This is a genomic window from Arthrobacter sp. Y3221087, assembly GCF_059089905.1.
Genome location: NZ_JBNHFE010000001.1, coordinates 1,031,276 through 1,047,942, shown reverse-complemented (window position 1 = coordinate 1,047,942; position 16,667 = coordinate 1,031,276). Strand labels below are relative to the sequence as shown.

Here is a 16,667-nt window from a genome sequence, read left to right as displayed (position 1 = left end):
GATTGCGACGGCGGCCGGCTGGTACGGCGCCGCGCGGCGCCTTTTCATACTACCCAACAGCGCGGGACGGGGCATTGTTCCCCGCCCCGCGCTTTAACAATCAGGAAACAGGCTGCTTCCAGAGATTGATGTCGGATTCGACGGCGAATTCGTCGATCGCCGTCAGTTCCTCCGACGTGAAGTCCAGGTTGTTGATGGCGGCCAGCGAGTCTTCCAGCTGGCGGACGCTGGAGGCGCCGATGAGCGCGGACGTCACCGGGGAGCCCTTGGGCTGGTCGCGCAGGATCCAGGCGATGGCCATCTGCGCCAGGGACTGTCCACGGCCCTCGGCGATGGCGTGGAGCCCGCGGATCCGGTCCAGCTTCTCGTCCGTGATGGCGTCCTCGGACAGGAAGCGGGCCTTGGCGGCGCGGGAGTCGGCGGGAATGCCGTTGAGGTACCGGTTGGTCAACATTCCCTGCGCCAGGGGCGAGAAAGCGATGGACCCGGCGCCCACCTGGTCGAGGACCTCGTACAGGTTGGGCGAACCGTCCTCGGTCCAGCGGTTGAGCATGGAGTAGCTGGGCTGGTGGATCAGCAGCGGCGTACCCAGTTCCTTCAGGATCCGGGCCGCCTCGACGGTCTGCTCCGGGGTGTAGGAGGAGATGCCGGCGTAGAGGGCCTTGCCGGAGCGGACGGCGTAGTCCAGGGCCCCCATGGTTTCCTCCAGCGGGGTCTCCGGATCGGGCCGGTGGCTGTAGAAGATGTCCACGTAGTCCAGGCCCATCCGCTGCAGGGACTGGTCCAGGCTGGAGATGAGGTACTTGCGCGAACCCCACTCTCCGTAGGGTCCGGGCCACATGTAGTACCCGGCCTTGGTGGAGATGACCAGCTCGTCACGGTAGGGCTTGAAGTCGTCCTGCAGGTGCCGGCCGAAGTTGGTCTCGGCCGAGCCGTCCGGCGGACCGTAGTTGTTGGCGAGGTCGAAGTGGTTCACGCCGAGGTCGAACGCGCGGCGGAGAATGGCGCGCTGTTCGTCAAAGCGCTTGTCGTCGCCGAAGTTGTGCCACAGACCCAGCGAGATTGCCGGAAGCTTCAGGCCGCTGCGGCCGACGCGGCGGTAGGGCATGGAATCGTAGCGGTCCCCCGCTGCAGAAAAAGTCATACGTTCCATCCTGCCAGCTGTGATCCCGGTAACAGGACAACGATGGAAAGTTACGCCGCGGGCTGACAAATGCCTGCCCGCGGCGCCGCTTCAGTCCAACAGTCAGGACTTGAGGATTGCTGCGCTCCACGGCGCCAGGGCAAGGGACTCGCCCTCCAGGCCGGTTCCCTCGTCCGTGGCCAGCAGCACGGAGCCGGAGGCCCCGTCCAGCCGTGTTTTTGCGTCCGAGAAGTTGATCAGCACCTCGACGCTGCCTCGGCGGAACCGCAGCCAGCGCTCGTCGTCGTCGAACGTCACGTCCGTTTGGGTGAACCCCAGCCCGGCCAGCTCGGTGTGCTGGCGGCGCAGCGCGGTCAGCTGCCGGTACAGGTCCAGCAGCCGCGCGTGGTCGCCGCTGGCGGCCTCGTCCCAGTCCAGCTTGGACCGGCGGAAGGTTTCCGGGTCCTGGGGATCGGGCACGACGGCGGGATCCCACCCCATGCGCTCAAACTCCTTGATGCGCCCTTCCGCGGTGGCCTTACCGAGCTCGGGTTCGGGGTGCGACGTGAAGAACTGCCACGGCGTGGAGGCACCCCATTCCTCCCCCATGAACAGCATGGGGGTGAACGGCGACGTGAGCGTAAGCACCGCAGCCACGGCGAGCTGCCCGTAGGACAGCGACTGCGAGAGCCTGTCCCCCGTGGCCCGGTTGCCGATCTGGTCGTGGTTCTGGTTGCAGACCACCAGCCCCGCAGGGTGCACCAGTGCGGTGTTGATGGGCCGGCCGTGGTGCCGTCCGCGGAAGCTGGAGTAGCTTCCGTCATGCAGGAACCCGTCCTTCAGCACCTTGGCGAGCACGGCGAGGGAGTCGAAGTCGGAGTAGTACCCGGTGGTTTCGCCGCTGACGTTGACGTGGACCGCATGGTGGAAATCGTCGCTCCACTGCCCAGCCAGCCCGTAGCCGTTGGCATCCCGCGGGTAGAGCAGGCGCGGATTGTTCAGGTCCGATTCCGCGATGAGCGTCTTGGGGAGCCCCGTTTCCGCGGCCACGGCATCACCCAAGGCACCAAGGTCCTCCAGGAGGTGCACGGCGCGCTCGTCCCGGAAGGCGTGCACGGCATCCAGGCGGAGCCCGTCCACGTGGTAGTCCCGCAGCCACAGGGCAGCGTTGTCCAGGATGTATTCGCGCACCACGTCGGAGCCGGCACCGTCCAGGTTCAGGGAGTCGCCCCACGTGTTCGCGTCCCCCTGCTTGAGGTAGGGGCCGAACTTGGGCAGGTAGTTGCCGCTGGGTCCGAGGTGGTTGTAGACCACGTCCTGGATGACGCCGACCCCGGCGGCATGGGCGGCCTCGACGAACCGCTGGTATGCGGCCGGCCCGCCGTAGCCCTCATGGACGGTGTACCACTGGACACCGTCGTAGCCCCAGTTGTGGGTTCCGTTGAATCCGTTGACGGGCAGCAGTTCCACGTAGTCGATGCCCAGTCCGGCCAGGTAGTCCAGCTTTTCCGCCGCGGCGTCCAGGGTCCCGGCAGGCGTGAAGGTGCCAACGTGGAGTTCGTAGATCACCGAGCCCAACAGTCCCTTGCCGCGCCAGCCGGAGTCCTGCCAGGGGTATGCGGCGGGGTCGAACGTTCTGGACAGTTCGTGGACGCCCGACGGAAGCCGGCGGGACCGGGGGTCGGGCAGGGGCTTGCTATCCCCGTCCAGCAGGTAGCCGTAGTCCACGTCGCCCTGCGCTGGGGCGCTGGGGGCGGTCCACCAGCCTTCCGAGCCGGGCGCTGTCTCCTTCTTCTGCATCGGATACTGCCGGCCATCAGCCAGCAGGACCACTGACGCGGCATCCGGCGCCCACACATCGAAGCGTTCAGGACCGTCATTGACGAGGGTCATGCGTTCTCTCCATCCACCGGAACCAGCAAAGCCACCGGGTAGGTACCCAGGACATCCGCCACCAAAACGGGTCCCGGCCCGAAGGCGGCACCGGTCAGTTCGTCACGCATAGGCGCGGGGAGTTCGACGGCGGTGTCCCGCCAGCCGCCGCCGGCTTCCAGTCCCGCGGGCAGCCGGGTGGCCAGCGTCACCGCACCGGGCGATGTTTCCGAGGTGCCGCGGAAAAACGCCAGCAGGTGGCCGGCCGCGGCGCCGGAAGCAGCAACCGGGGTGTAGCCCTGGAACAGTTCCGGCCGGTCCCGGCGCAGGCGGAGTGCCCGCGACGTGGCCAGGAGCTTGCTGGTTTCCGTCCCGGCGTCCGGCAACGTCCCGGCGTCGAGCCTCTCCAGCTCGGCGGCCCGGAGTGCAAAGTCCACCGGCCGACGGTTGTCCGGGTCCGTCAAGGACCGTTCCCAGAACTCGCTGCCCTGGTAGACGTCCGGCACACCCGGCATGGTGAGCTGGACCAGTTTGGCCGACACTGAGTTGGAGGCGGCATAGGCGTCAATCCGTGCCACGAACTCCTCCACGGCCTTGTTGACCCGGGGGTTGTCGAACGCGGCGTCCACCGCAGCCTTCACTGCGGACTCGAAGTCCTCGTTGGGCTCCGTCCACTTGGTGGAGTTGCCAGCCTCGCGGGCGGCCTTCGACGCATAGCCCTCGAGCCGTTCCCGGCTGGCGGGCCACGCCCCGACGACGGCCTGCCACAGCAGGTTCTCGTACGGGCCGTCCGGAACCGGCGCCAGCTCCCGAAGGGTCTTCAGCGTGGCGGTCCACTCCTGCGGGAGTTCGGCGATCACGGAGATCCTGGCCCGGGCGTCCTCGCTGCGCTTGGTGTCGTGGGTGGACATGGTGGTCATGGACAGCGGCAGGTCCTCCTGCCGGCGGCGCATCCGGTGGTGGAACTCGTCGGGTGTGACCGCGAATTCAGTGGGTTCGGCACCAACCTCGGTAAGGGTTCCCAGCCGGGTGTAGCGGTAGAACGCAGTGTCCTCCACGCCCTTGGCCATCACCATGCCGGAGGTCTGCTGGAACCGGACCGCAATCGGGTTGGAGGGGTCCAGCAGCAGCGGCAGGAGGGTTCCCACGGCAACGGCGAGGTCCGGCCGGTGTTCGGCCGCGGACTCGCACGCTTCCTTGAGGACCTCGGCGCCGGTGGGCAGGTAGGTGCGGTAGACCGGGAAGGAGGCGATAATCTCGGCGATGGCATCCGCCGCCTGGTCCAGCGGCAGCCCGTAGGATTCCGGCACCAGGCGGGCCAGGCGCAGCACCTCGGACCGCAGGATGCCGTCCGCGATCATGCGTTTGGTGCCGCGGATCATCTCCGCATAGTCCGCCGGCCCGGACGTCCCGCGCAGATCAGCGTCCAGTGAGTCCAGGGCAGCCTGGCCGGCCGGGTCCACGAACACGCGGTCCACGTCCGCCAGGGCGTCGTAGCCGGTGGTTCCCTCGCAGGCGAAGTCGCCGGGCAGGACCTCGCCCGGCTCCAGGATCTTTTCCACCAGGACATAGGCCCCGCCCGTGAGGTCCTTCAGCCAGCGGAGGTACCCTGCCGGATCGGCCAGACCGTCCGGGTGGTCTACCCGGAGTCCGTCCACCAGTCCCTCACGGAACCAGCGACCCACCTCGGCATGGGCTTCCTCGAAGACCTTGGGGTCCTCCACCCGGATGCCCGCCAGCGTGGTGACGGCAAAGAAGCGGCGGTAGTTGAGCTCGGCATCGGCGCGGCGCCACCCCATGAGCTCGTAGTGCTGGCGGCTGTGGACGTCCTGCGGGGAGTCACCCTCCGTGTAGGTGCCCGGAGCCGCCGGGAAGCGGTGGTCGTAGTAACGGAGCTCGCCGTCCACCACTTCCAGCTTGTCCAGGTCCTCATCCGAGCCCAGCATGGGCAGCCGGATCTTGCCGCCGCCGAGGTCCCAGTCGACGTCGAAGGCTTCGGCGTAGGGCGAGCCGCGGCCCTCCCGGAGCAGCGACCACCACCAAGGGTTCTGCGGCGGTGAGGCAACCCCAACGTGGTTGGGGACGATGTCCACCAGGACGCCCATGCCGTGCTCGCGGGCTGCCTTGGACAGCGCCAGCAGTCCTTCCGGGCCGCCGCGGGCGGGGTCGACGGCGGAGGGGTCGGTCACGTCGTAGCCGTGGTCCGAGCCCTGCTCCGCGGTGAGGATGGGTGAGAGGTATACCCAGTCCACACCCAGCGATTTCAGGTACGGAACCTGTTCGGCGGCATCAAACAGCGTGAAACTGCTGCGGATCTGCAGCCGGTACGTGGATGCGGGTGCCCTCACTTTTTCCCAGCCTTCCGCTCCCCCACCTTGGTGGTCTTTCCGGGTTCCGCCACCACGGGGGTGCTGATGGTCTCCGTCTCGCTGCTGGACGTCTGCGTGAGCGCGGCCAGCGAAGCTGCAACGGAGTGGTCCGGCTCGACTTCCTCAACAGTGTGGGCGCGCAAGACCACCAGGGACTTGGCCTCAACCGGCAACGGCTGTCCGGCGGAAACCGGTTCAGTGTCGGCGTTCTGCCCGGCAGTGTCAATGATGACGTCCCAGGCCGGTGCGTACTCGTCTGAAGGCAGCGTGAACTTGACGGTGTCATCGTGGGCATTGAAGAACATCAGGAAGCTCACATCGGTGATCCTGCGACCCCGGGTGTCCTTGCCCTGGATGCCGTCCCCGTTCAGGAAGACGCCCACTGAGCGGCCGAACCCGCTGTCCCAGGCTTCGGGTTTCATCGTCTCGCCGGACGGGTCCAGCCATACGATGTCCGGCAGCCGTTCGCCTTCTCCCCGTAGGACGGGCCGTCCGTCGAAGAACCGGCTGCGGCGGAACGTGGGATGCTTGGCGCGGAGCGCATTGACGGCGGCGGTGAACTCGATCAGCGGCTGGTCGATGCTGTCCCAGTTGATCCACGTCAATTCGGAGTCCTGGCAGTACCCATTGTTATTGCCTTGCTGGGTGCGGCCCAACTCGTCACCGTGCAGGAGCATGGGCACGCCCTGGGACAGGAGCAGCGAGGCGATGAAGTTACGCTGCTGGCGGGCCCGGAGCGCCAGCACCTTTGGATCGTCCGTGGGACCTTCGGCACCGCAGTTCCAGGACCGGTTGTGGGACTCGCCGTCGTTGTTGCCCTCGCCGTTGGCCTCGTTGTGCTTCTCGTTGTAGGACACCAGGTCCGCCAGGGTGAAGCCGTCGTGTGCGGTGACGAAGTTGATCGAGGCCACGGGACGGCGGCCGGAGTGCTCGTAGAGATCCGCCGAGCCGGTGATGCGGGAGGCGAACTCACCCAAGGTGGCGGGCTCGCCGCGCCAGAAGTCGCGGACGGTGTCGCGGTACTTGCCGTTCCATTCGGTCCACTGCGGCGGGAAGTTGCCCACCTGGTAGCCGCCGGGGCCGACGTCCCACGGCTCGGCAATGAGCTTGACCTGGGAAACTACCGGATCCTGCTGGATGAGTTCGAAGAAGGTGGACAGCTTGTCCACGTCATAGAATTCACGGGCCAGCGTGGAGGCGAGGTCGAAGCGGAAGCCGTCCACGTGCATTTCGGTGACCCAGTAGCGCAGCGAGTCCATGATGAGCTGCAGCGAGTGCGGGTGCCGGACGTTCAGGGAATTGCCGGTGCCCGTGTAGTCCATGTAGTGCTTTTCGTCGCCCTCCATCAGCCGGTAGTAGGCGGCGTTGTCGATGCCCTTGAAGGACAGCGTGGGGCCCAGGTGGTTGCCTTCGGCGGTGTGGTTGTAGACCACGTCAAGGATGACTTCGATGCCCGCCTTGTGCAATGAGCGGACCATGGCCTTGAAGTCCTGGACCTGCATGCCGGTATCGCCCGTGGAGCTGTAGGTGTTCTGGGGCGCGAAGAAGCCGATTGTGTTGTAGCCCCAGTAGTTGTTCAGGCCCTTGTCCTCAAGGGTTCCGTCATTAACGAACTGGTGCACGGGCATGAGCTCGATGGCGGTGACGCCGAGCTTCTGCAAGTGGGCGATGACGGCGGGATGCGCCACGCCGGCGTAGGTTCCACGCTGTTCCTCGGGCACGTCCGGGTGTAGCTGGGTGAGGCCCTTGACGTGGGCCTCGTAGATGACGGACTGGTGGTAGGGGATGCGCAACTGCTGGTCGCCCTCCCAGTCAAAGAACGGGTTAATGACGACGCCCATCATCATGTGCTTGGCTGAGTCAGCGTCGTTGACGGAGTCGGGCTCGCCCATGTTGTAGGTGAACAGCGCGGGATCCCAGTCGATCTGGCCGTGGATGGCCTTGGCGTAGGGGTCCAGCAGGAGCTTGTTCGGGTTGAACCGGTTGCCCGAGGCGGGATCGTAGGTCCCGTGCACGCGGTAGCCGTACTTCTGGCCGGGCTGGATCTGCGGGATGTAGCAGTGCCACACGTAGCCGTCCACTTCGTCCAGCGCGATGCGGGTTTCCTTGCCGTCATCGTCAAAGAGGCACAGTTCCACTTTTTCTGCTCGTTCGCTGAACAGGGCGAAGTTGGTGCCGGTGCCGTTGTAGGTGGCGCCAAGCGGATAAGCCGATCCAGGCCAGACTTCCATAATGCTCCTCATCGTTGGTCGGCAGCGGTCCAGAACCGCCCCCAGCTGCCGGTGCGAACTATGCCTACCGTAGCGGGTGGCTGTGACTATTACGTTTCGGGCCACCCGGATTGCTAAGCATGCTGACTTTACCCCAGACGCCGGGAATCGCGCTGGCGATTACGCCAGCAGTGATCGGACCTCCCGAATTGGCGTCCGACGCCGCCCTCCCGGCCTTGCCGTGCAGCGCCGCTCCCAGCGCGGCAAAGGTGGCCCACCGGCCGTCCTCGTCAGCGGAGAGCCCATTCAAGCGTTCGACGCCGGCATTCGCCTGGGCGAGCAGCGCACCGATGATGCCGGCCAGGACGTCGCCGCTGCCGGCGGTGGCGAGCCACGGTGTGCCGTCCGCCTGGCTGTAGACGTCGCCCGAAGGTGCGGCCACCAGGGTGGTGGCGCCTTTCAGCAGGACCGTGGCACCGGTCCGTGCGGCCGCGCGGCGGACCGCGTCCATCGTCGCCCCTTCCACGGCGGCACGGTCTTCGGGCCCGCCCAGGCGCTGCAGCAGCGTGGCGAGCTCGCCGGCGTGCGGCGTGAGGACCACGTGCGGGGCAAGCCTTTCGGGAAGGGCCGGCAGGGCGCCGGCGTCGGCCACCGCGGGGAGCCCGGAGTCAACGGCGTCCCGGGCCCGCGCCAGCTGGTCATGGTCATCCGGGCCCATCCCGGAACCCACCAGCCACGCCTGCACCCGGTTGTCGGCCACGGAGCCGGTGCTGCACACCACTTCCGGGCAGGACTGGCGCACCAGGTCCGCCACCTCCGGCGGGCCCAGGTACCGCACCATGCCCACGCCTGCGGCAAGCGCGCCACGACAGGCCAGGACGGCGGCCCCCGGGTAGGTTGTGGATCCCGCCACCACACCCAGGACGCCGCGCGAGTATTTGTGGGCGCGGCGGTCGGGCTCCGGCAGGAGTTCAGCGATGTCCTGCGCTTCCAGCCTGCGTACGGACGGGCGGGGAAAGTTGTCCTCGATGCCGATGGGCACCACGTGGACCCGGCCGGCATAGTCCGCACCGGGGTCGGCCAGCAGCCCGCTCTTGGCGGCCCCGAAGGTCACGGTGACGTCGGCCGCCAGGACGGGTTCCACCGCCGCGCCGGTATCGGCGTCCACCCCGCTGGGCAGGTCGCAGGCCACCACGAATCCGTGCCCGGCCTGCCGGCGGGCCCCGGTTATGGCCTTGACGAATGCGGCCGCACTCCCCCGCAGCCCACCCTGGGCTCCCGTTCCCAGGATCGCGTCAATCACGACGTCGGCCCGTGCGGCTTCGGCCGCCAGCTCGCCGGGTGCCGCCCCGTCGATGTCATGGGCGCGTCCGCCAGCGCGCTCAAAGGCAGCCAGAGCCTGCGGGTGGCCCGCACCCGAGGTGAGGACCGCCGTCGTACGCATCCCGCGGGCGGCGAGGAAGGAAGCGGCGTAGAGCCCGTCACCGCCGTTGTTGCCCTTGCCGGCCAGCACTACGAGGCGCGCGCCGTAAATGCGGCGGCCGCGGGTACGGAGTTCGATGATGACGGCGTTGGCCAGCCCGTGGGCGGCGCGCTGCATCAGGACGTCGCCCAGTCCGGCCGCGAGGAGGGGTTCCTCGGCGGCCCGGACCTGCGTTCCGGTGAAGGCGCTGATCATCCGGTCACCTGGGGCCGGGCCGGGGCAGGATCAGCCCTCGGCCAGGACAGTGGCGGTGGCTATCCCGCCGTCGTGGCTGATGGAAAGGTGCCAGCGCTTGACGCCCTTGGCCTCGGCCACGGCCAGCACGGTGCCTTTGACCTGGACGGTGGGCCCGTTGTGGTCCAGGCCGATCCAGCAGTCCTGCCAGTTCATGCCGGCGGGCGCACCCAGGACCTTGGCCACGGCTTCCTTGGCGGCGAACCGGGCGGCCAGGGACCGGATGTTCAGTTCCCGCTCTGCGGGGACGAACAAACGGTCCCGAAGACCCGGTGTGCGCTCCAGCTGCCGGCCGAACCGATCAATGTCAACGACGTCTACCCCAATGCCTACGATCATGGCACTACTCTACGGTGACGCTCTTGGCCAGGTTGCGGGGCTGGTCCACGTCGTAGCCCTTGGCCGCGGCGAGTTCCGCGGCGAAGATCTGCAGCGGGACGGTGGTCAGCAGCGGCATCAGCAGGGTGGGCGTCTCGGGGACGTAGAAGACGTGCTCTGCGTAGGCCTTGACCGCCTCGTCGCCTTCCTCGGCGATGACCAGGGTGCGGGCGCCGCGTGCGCGGACTTCCTGGATGTTGGAGACCACCTTGGCGTGCAGCGAGTCGCGGCCGCGCGGGGACGGGACCACCACGAACACCGGCTGGCCCTCGTCGATCAGGGCGATGGGGCCGTGCTTGAGCTCACCGGCGGCGAAGCCCTCGGCGTGGATGTACGCGATTTCCTTCAGCTTCAGCGCACCCTCAAGCGCCACCGGGTAGCCCACGTGCCGGCCCAGGAACAGCACGGACTTCTCATCCGCCATGCTCCGGGCAAGTTCGCGCAGCGGTCCGGCGTTATCCAGGATTTTCTGGATCTTCGCGGGGATCTTGTTCAGGTCCGCGAGGACGTCCTTGATCTGGCCGGAGAAGATGTTGCCGCGCAGCTGGGCCAGGTACAAGCCCAGCAGGTACGCGGCCGTGATCTGGGCCAGGAACGCCTTGGTGGAGGCCACCGCGATCTCCGGGCCGGCGTGCGTGTACAGCACGGCGTCGGACTCGCGCGGGATGGTGGAACCGTTGGTGTTGCAGATGGAGATGGTCTTGGCGCCCTGTTCCCGGGCGTAGCGGACAGCCATCAGGGTGTCCATGGTCTCGCCCGACTGGCTGATGGACACCACCAGGGTATTTGCGTCCAGGATCGGGTCGCGGTAGCGGAACTCGTGCGCAAGCTCCACCTCGGTGGGGATCCGGCACCAGTTCTCGATGGCGTACTTCGCCACCGTGCCCGCGTAGGCCGCGGTACCGCAGGCCAGCACGATGATCTTGTTCACCTGCTTCAGGCGTTCAACATCGATCCGCAGCTCGTCCAGGGTCAGCTTGCCGTTGATGTCAGACCGGCCCAGCAGGGTCTGCGCCACGGCGTCGGGCTGGTCATGAATTTCCTTCTCCATGAAGGAGCTGAAGCCGCCCTTTTCAGCCGAGGCCGGGTCCCAGTCCACGTGGTATTCCTTGCCCGCTGCCGGGTTGCCGAAAAAGTCCGTGATCTCCACCGTGTCCGCGGTGATGGTGACAATCTGGTCCTGGCCCAGCTCCACCGCCCGGCGGGTGTAGTCAATGAACCCGGACACGTCAGAGCCCAGGAAGTTCTCCCCCTCGCCCAAACCGACCACCAAAGGTGAGTTGCGGCGCGCCGCCACCACCACATCGGGCTGGTCAGCGTGCACCGCCAGAAGGGTGAACGCGCCCTCAAGGCGCTGGCAGGCCAGCTCCATGGCCCGGGTCAGGCCGCCGTCGGACGTGTCCCCGCCCAGCTTGTTCCGGAAAATGTCCGCCAGCAGCGCGGCAGCCACCTCGGTGTCCGTCTCGGAGAGGAACTCCACGCCCTTGTCCAGCAGCTCCAGCTTCAACTCGGCGAAGTTCTCGATGATGCCGTTGTGGATCACGGCGAGCCTGCCGCCGTCGGCCAGGTGCGGATGCGCGTTCCTATCCGTCGGGCCGCCGTGCGTCGCCCACCGGGTGTGGCCGATCCCGGTCACGGTCTCCGGCAGCGGCCGGGCCTCCAGCTCGGCCACCAGGTTGCTCAGCTTCCCGGACTTCTTCCGCGCCTCAATGCTGCCCTTGGACACCACCGCCACCCCGGCGGAGTCGTAGCCCCGGTACTCCAGGCGGCGCAGCCCCTCCAGGACAACATCCAACGCACTGTGACCGGCAATTACCCCGTCAACCGGACGACCCACATATCCCACGATTCCACACATACGCTAAAGACTATCGGCTGGGAGCCGTAGCTTTAAACGCGAGGCCAAGCCTCGGAGGACTTATATGTTGCAGGCGGGCAGCGCCCGCACGGGTGCCCGCATTTCGCTATGCGCCGGGGGCGGGGCAGAATCACTAGCGTGACTTTGCAACGCAACGAGGCGAATGGAGAGGGTGTCTCCCCGTTCGTGGAGCTGGACCGGCAGACCTGGTCCAGGCTGGCAGCACAGATGGAACAGCCTCTTAACGAGGAGGATATTGTCCGTCTGCGCGGCCTGGGCGATCCCCTGGACATGACGGAGATCCGGGAGGTCTTCCTGCCCCTGTCGCGGCTGCTGCACCTGTACGTTGAGGCGGCGGGCCAGCTGCATGCGGCCACCACCACCTTCCTGGGCGAGCAGACCCAGCGCACCCCGTTCGTGATCGGCGTTGCCGGCTCCGTGGCTGTGGGGAAGTCCACTATCGCCCGCGTGCTCCGCGAGATGCTGCGCCGCTGGCCGGGCACGCCCAACGTGGAGTTGATCACCACTGACGGTTTCCTCTATCCCCTGGCTGAGCTCAAGCGCCGCCAGCTGCTAGACCGCAAGGGCTTTCCGGAGTCCTACGACCGGCGGGCGCTCCTCCGTTTCGTAAGCGAGATCAAGGGCGGGGCCGAGGAGGTCCGCGCGCCCTGGTACTCGCATGTCACGTACGACATTGTTCCGGGCAAGGAAGTGGTGGTCCGCCGGCCGGACGTCCTGATTGTGGAGGGCCTGAACGTGCTGGCCCCCGCGCGGCCCCGGCACGACGGCCGGCAGGGCCTGGCGCTGAGCGACTTCTTTGACTTCTCCATTTATGTGGATGCCAAAACGTCCTACATCGAGGAGTGGTACGTGGACCGGTTCCGGAAACTGCGGAGCACGGCGTTCGCCCAGCCGGAATCCTACTTCCATCGCTACGCCAGCCTGTCCGACGAGGAAGCGGAGACCACCGCCCGGGAGATCTGGAAGCGCATCAACGAGCCCAACCTTGAGGAGAACGTCCTGCCCACCCGCGGCCGGGCGCAGCTGGTGCTCACCAAAGAGGCTGACCACACGGTCCGACGCATGCTGCTGCGGAAGGTGTAGCACACGTGTGCCACGACTGCTCCGGCTCACCCCTTTCCAGCCGCCGAAACTTTGCCCTCTTCCTGGCGGCTGGCGCCGGACTGACTGTCCTGACGGCCTGCACGCCGGAGGCACCCCCGGCGGCCGCGCCGTCGTCGGCCCCTCCTTTGACGTCCCCCTCCCCCGTTGCTTCCACCGCCTTGGCCACCCCGACGGCGGAGGCCGCCGCGGCGCCTCCCGCAGCTCCTGAAGCCGCCCCTTCGCCGTCGCCATCCGCCGTGCTGCCGCGGCAGTTCTCCCTGACGGACCCGGCGAGCCCGTGGGTGATCGTCAACAAGCGCCGGCCGCTGGTGCCGGCGGCGTACGCGCCGGCGGACCTGGTGCGCCCCGCCGTCGCGATGACCGCGTCCGGGGAGGCTGCCCTGCTGAACAGCACGACGGCGGCAGCGGCCGAGGCGATGTTCGCGGCGGCCGGGCGGGACGGCGTCTCGATGGTGCTGGCGAGCGGCTACCGGTCGTATGCCACCCAGGTGGCCACATACGGCAGCTATGTGGCGGCGCGGGGCCAGGCCGACGCCGACACCGCCAGCGCGCGCCCGGGCTATTCGGAGCACCAGACCGGGTGGGCGTTCGACATTGCCGACGGCAACGGAGCCTGCGGGTTCCAGCCGTGCTTCAGGGACCAGCCCGCGGCGGTGTGGGCGAAGGCGAACGGGCACCGGTTCGGGTTCGTGGTGCGGTACCCGTGGATGTTCCACCCCATCACGGGGTACTACTACGAGCCGTGGCACCTGCGGTACATCGGCGTGGAGGCGGCCACAGACATGGCGGCCCGGGGCATCTTCACGCTGGAGGAGTACTTCGGCGTGGAGGCGGCGCCGGGGTACCTGTAGATCCATGTATTACCGTGGAAGCCATGCTGACTGGATTCAAGAATTTCATCATGAAGGGCAACGTGGTTGACCTTGCCGTCGCCGTTGTGATCGGCACCGCGTTCGGTTCGGTGGTAACAGCGCTGGTGAACAAGGTGCTGATGCCCTTTGTCGCTGCGCTGGTGGGGTCGCCGAACTTTGACAGCTTCGCCAGGGTTGACCTGAACGGCAACGCCATCGAATTCGGCGTCCTGCTGACGGCCATCGTCAACTTCCTGCTGATCTCGGCCGCCATTTATTTTGTGGTGGTCATGCCGATGAACCTCATGATCGAGCGGCGCAACCGCCGGCTGGGGATCGGCCAGGACGTGAAGAACGAGTCGGCAGAGGACCCGCAGATTGCCCTGCTGACCGAGATCCGCGATGCACTGAAGAGCCGGGCCTCCTGACCCGCTAAACAAAGTGCGGCCCGCCTCCTACGGGGGCGGGCCACATCCGTTCATATTGGTAGTCAGTCCCTAGTTGCTTGCCAATTCTGGACTGGAAGGACTGCCATTGAAGACGTCCGGCTTTCCATAACCGAAAACAATGTATCCAGCCATCATTAGCGCCCCAAAACCCACGAGAGGCGCTGGTGATTCCAAAAGCACGACTATGCCGAGATGGAGTCCCACACCCACTAAAAATGCGAGTTTCCGTAGTCGCGTCAGCCATAATGCAATCGACAAAAAGACCTCTGCCAGGATGCTTAGCACCGCCGCGACGGGCAACATGGCACCGGTGATAGGAACCCAGGAATGCAAATACGTTCCGAGAACCTCTCCTGACAGATATTGGGGGTTAATTTTAGACACAGCCGTCCATGCGTATAACGAGGAGACTAGAACCTTGATCAAAAACGCTGGCCAGTACGGAACCATCCCAGATTCCCTAATCCTTGACAGCCGCCATGCGCGATGCGCATCACTCATGCTAATCCACAGGGCCATCATCATGAGCAAGACAAGATGATTGCTGTAAGTCTGTTCGTCTGCAAAAAGCACGATACCAGCTACAAGAGCCACCAAAATGGCAGGAAGCCTACCTCCGAAACCCACTGCCATGGCTATGGAAGCAGCCAGAGAGACAGCTAGCAGGACTGCAACGAAGGAAGGGCTTACCGTTGGCCATCCCTCCAGTACAGGCAAGGCCAAGTAGTTGCCTGAGGAAGCCCTTGCCAGCGTCCTGCCCCATTCCAGGGCGAACCCGACCGCCACCAACGCGGTAATGATGCGGGCAGCTGCCAGCGGACGCGGATCAACTTCTGCCGTCAGAACGTGCTGCATTCGAGAGCCACCTCCCGTTCCGGATGCCTGCGGCTCATATGCACGGACACTATGACCGACTCCTTAGCACAAAGGTGGCGGGCTATAGGCAAGAAGTAGTCCACCTCTGGACGAAATCCAGAAGCGATATTACCGACGTTTCTTTCCTGACGAGCACCGTCGGCGAGCAGCACCTCGACCTTTGGCAGGTCCACTGCCGCCGCATACATATGCCATCCGAACCTCGCCGGACGCGGGTCGTCAACGGCAATAAGTGGCACAAGAACCATGAGTAGAACACCGGACAAGACAGTGCCGCCACGAACAATAGCTATGCGCCTACTCGAGACCGATTTTTCTGCACGCTTCGCATCTAATGTTGTTTGTCGCCCCATGCAGTGATGCTAGCTGAACAGACAACACCAATCTGCAACTTTTTCCCTTCTCAATCAGAAATGAGCTCCAAAGCGAGCTCGGTGCGGACCACGTGAGCGAGGTGCTCGGCGATGGACTGGGCGGTGTCCTCATCGCCTGCTTCCACCATGACTCGGACCACGGGCTCGGTGCCGGAGGGGCGGAGCAGGACGCGTCCGGTGTCACCGAGGGTGGCCTCCGCGGTGGCCACGGCCTGCGCGAGGACGTCGCTGCTGCCGACCCGGGTGCGGTCCACGCCCTTGACGTTGATGAGGACCTGCGGGAGCTTGGTCATCACGGTGGCCAGCTCCTTGAGCGGCTTCTTGGTCAGGGCAACCTGGGCGGCGAGCTGGAGGCCCGTGAGGAGGCCGTCACCCGTGGTGGCATAGTCAGAGAAGATGACGTGGCCGGACTGTTCGCCGCCGAGGCTGAAGCCGCCCTCGCGCATGCCTTCGAGGACGTAGCGGTCCCCCACTGCGGTTTCTCGGAGGCTAATGCCTGCCTCGCGCAGCGCGATCTTCAGGCCGAGGTTGCTCATGACGGTAGCCACCAGGACGTCGTCCTTCAACTTGCCGGAGGTTTTGAGTGCGACGGCGAGGATGGCCATGATCTGGTCGCCGTCCACCTCGTTGCCCTCGTGGTCCACGGCGAGGCAGCGGTCCGCGTCGCCGTCGTGGGCAATGCCAAGGTCGGCGCCGTGCTTCACTACGGCTTCCTTGAGCGGGCCGAGGTGGGTGGAGCCGACGCCGTCATTGATGTTGAGTCCGTCCGGTTCCGCACCGATGACAATGACGTTGGCACCCGCGTCCTTGAAGACCTGGGGCGAGCAGCCGCTGGCGGCGCCGTTGGCGCAGTCCAGGACCACGGTGAGTCCGTTGAGGTTGTGCGGCAGCGTGCCGAGGAGGTGGACGATGTAGCGGTCTTCGGCGTCGGAGAAGCGCTGGATGCGTCCCACGTCGGCGCCGGTGGGACGGACGGCCTCGTTGGCCATCTGGGCCTCGATGGCGTCTTCCACGTCGTCGGGGAGTTTCTGGCCGCCGCGGGCGAAGAACTTGATGCCGTTGTCCGGCGCGGGGTTGTGCGAGGCGGAGATCATGACGCCGAAGTCGGCGTTGAGGTCCGCCACCAGGTAGGCCGCGGCCGGTGTGGGGAGGACCCCGGCGTCGTAGACGTCCACGCCGGAGCTGGAGAGTCCGGCCTCCACTGCGGCGGCGATGAATTCGCCGCTGGCGCGGGGGTCGCGGGCTACCACGGCGCGGGGCCGGGAGCCGTTGGAGTTGCGGTCGTGGCCGAGCACGACGGCGGCCGCCTGGGCCAGCTGCATGGCCAGCTCTGCTGTCAGCAGGCCGTTGGCCAGCCCCCGGACACCATCAGTTCCAAATAATCTAGACACCGGTCAAGTCTAGAGGATGGGGATGCCGGGGCGGCATCTGAGTAGCTGGTGCGTCCGGACCGGATCTACTTGGT

At 66.4% G+C, this 16,667-nt stretch carries 13 protein-coding genes; 3 read left to right on the top strand and 10 right to left on the bottom strand.

Annotated elements, in window-relative coordinates:
• Positions 1 to 100: 100 nt before the first annotated feature.
• The 7 genes from mgrA to glmS all read right to left on the bottom strand — a co-directional run bounded on the left by mgrA (position 101) and on the right by glmS (position 11,527).
• Positions 101 to 1,144, bottom strand: coding sequence for an L-glyceraldehyde 3-phosphate reductase (gene mgrA / locus AC5RUO_RS05015; RefSeq protein WP_494008888.1), 1,044 nt, complete (start codon positions 1,142 to 1,144; stop codon positions 101 to 103).
• A 102-nt stretch (positions 1,145 to 1,246) separates the two neighbouring features.
• Positions 1,247 to 3,016, bottom strand: a complete 1,770-nt coding sequence (gene treZ, locus AC5RUO_RS05010; protein ID WP_494102954.1) for a malto-oligosyltrehalose trehalohydrolase — start codon at positions 3,014 to 3,016, stop codon at positions 1,247 to 1,249.
• Positions 3,013 to 5,343, bottom strand: a complete 2,331-nt coding sequence (treY, locus tag AC5RUO_RS05005) for a malto-oligosyltrehalose synthase (protein WP_494102953.1) — start codon at positions 5,341 to 5,343, stop codon at positions 3,013 to 3,015. The genes treZ and treY overlap by 4 nt, the downstream gene beginning before the upstream one ends.
• Entirely contained in the window at positions 5,340 to 7,595 is a 2,256-nt protein-coding gene (gene glgX, locus AC5RUO_RS05000; protein ID WP_494102952.1) for a glycogen debranching protein GlgX, read from the bottom strand. Before glgX ends, treY begins: the two co-directional genes overlap by 4 nt.
• Before the next feature lie 64 nt (positions 7,596 to 7,659).
• Positions 7,660 to 9,252 carry an NAD(P)H-hydrate dehydratase gene (locus tag AC5RUO_RS04995; protein ID WP_494102951.1) on the bottom strand — a complete coding sequence of 531 codons (1,593 nt, stop codon included), beginning with the start codon at positions 9,250 to 9,252 and terminating at the stop codon, positions 7,660 to 7,662.
• A gap of 30 nt (positions 9,253 to 9,282) precedes the next feature.
• Positions 9,283 to 9,630: a holo-ACP synthase gene (locus AC5RUO_RS04990; RefSeq protein WP_479771618.1), complete on the bottom strand. Its 348-nt coding sequence runs from the start codon at positions 9,628 to 9,630 to the stop codon at positions 9,283 to 9,285.
• A gap of 4 nt (positions 9,631 to 9,634) precedes the next feature.
• Entirely contained in the window at positions 9,635 to 11,527 is a 1,893-nt protein-coding gene (gene glmS, locus AC5RUO_RS04985; RefSeq protein WP_494102950.1) for a glutamine--fructose-6-phosphate transaminase (isomerizing), read from the bottom strand.
• Between the two features lie 108 nt (positions 11,528 to 11,635).
• On the opposite strand from glmS, the gene coaA reads away from it, so the two are divergent.
• Genes coaA through mscL form a run of 3 tightly spaced genes read left to right on the top strand, consistent with a single transcriptional unit; the run spans position 11,636 to position 13,931 of the window.
• Complete coding sequence (coaA, locus tag AC5RUO_RS04980) at positions 11,636 to 12,631, top strand: type I pantothenate kinase (protein ID WP_494008894.1); 996 nt, start codon at positions 11,636 to 11,638, stop codon at positions 12,629 to 12,631.
• A 5-nt stretch (positions 12,632 to 12,636) separates the two neighbouring features.
• On the top strand, positions 12,637 to 13,503 hold the full coding sequence (locus AC5RUO_RS04975; RefSeq protein WP_494102949.1) for a M15 family metallopeptidase: 867 nt from the start codon (positions 12,637 to 12,639) through the stop codon (positions 13,501 to 13,503).
• 23 nt (positions 13,504 to 13,526) lie between these two features.
• Entirely contained in the window at positions 13,527 to 13,931 is a 405-nt protein-coding gene (gene mscL, locus AC5RUO_RS04970) for a large conductance mechanosensitive channel protein MscL (RefSeq protein ID WP_494102948.1), read from the top strand.
• Between the two features lie 69 nt (positions 13,932 to 14,000).
• Here the strand turns inward: mscL and AC5RUO_RS04965 are convergent, their stop codons facing one another.
• From AC5RUO_RS04965 to glmM, 3 genes are read right to left on the bottom strand one after another with little or no spacing between them, the layout of a single operon-like run.
• On the bottom strand, positions 14,001 to 14,807 hold the full coding sequence (locus AC5RUO_RS04965) for an HTTM domain-containing protein (protein ID WP_494008896.1): 807 nt from the start codon (positions 14,805 to 14,807) through the stop codon (positions 14,001 to 14,003).
• A complete protein-coding gene (locus tag AC5RUO_RS04960; RefSeq protein WP_494008897.1) occupies positions 14,792 to 15,181 on the bottom strand; it encodes a hypothetical protein in 390 nt (129 codons plus the stop codon). The genes AC5RUO_RS04965 and AC5RUO_RS04960 overlap by 16 nt, the downstream gene beginning before the upstream one ends.
• Before the next feature lie 50 nt (positions 15,182 to 15,231).
• Positions 15,232 to 16,593, bottom strand: a complete 1,362-nt coding sequence (gene glmM, locus AC5RUO_RS04955; RefSeq protein WP_494102947.1) for a phosphoglucosamine mutase — start codon at positions 16,591 to 16,593, stop codon at positions 15,232 to 15,234.
• Positions 16,594 to 16,667: the final 74 nt, after the last annotated feature.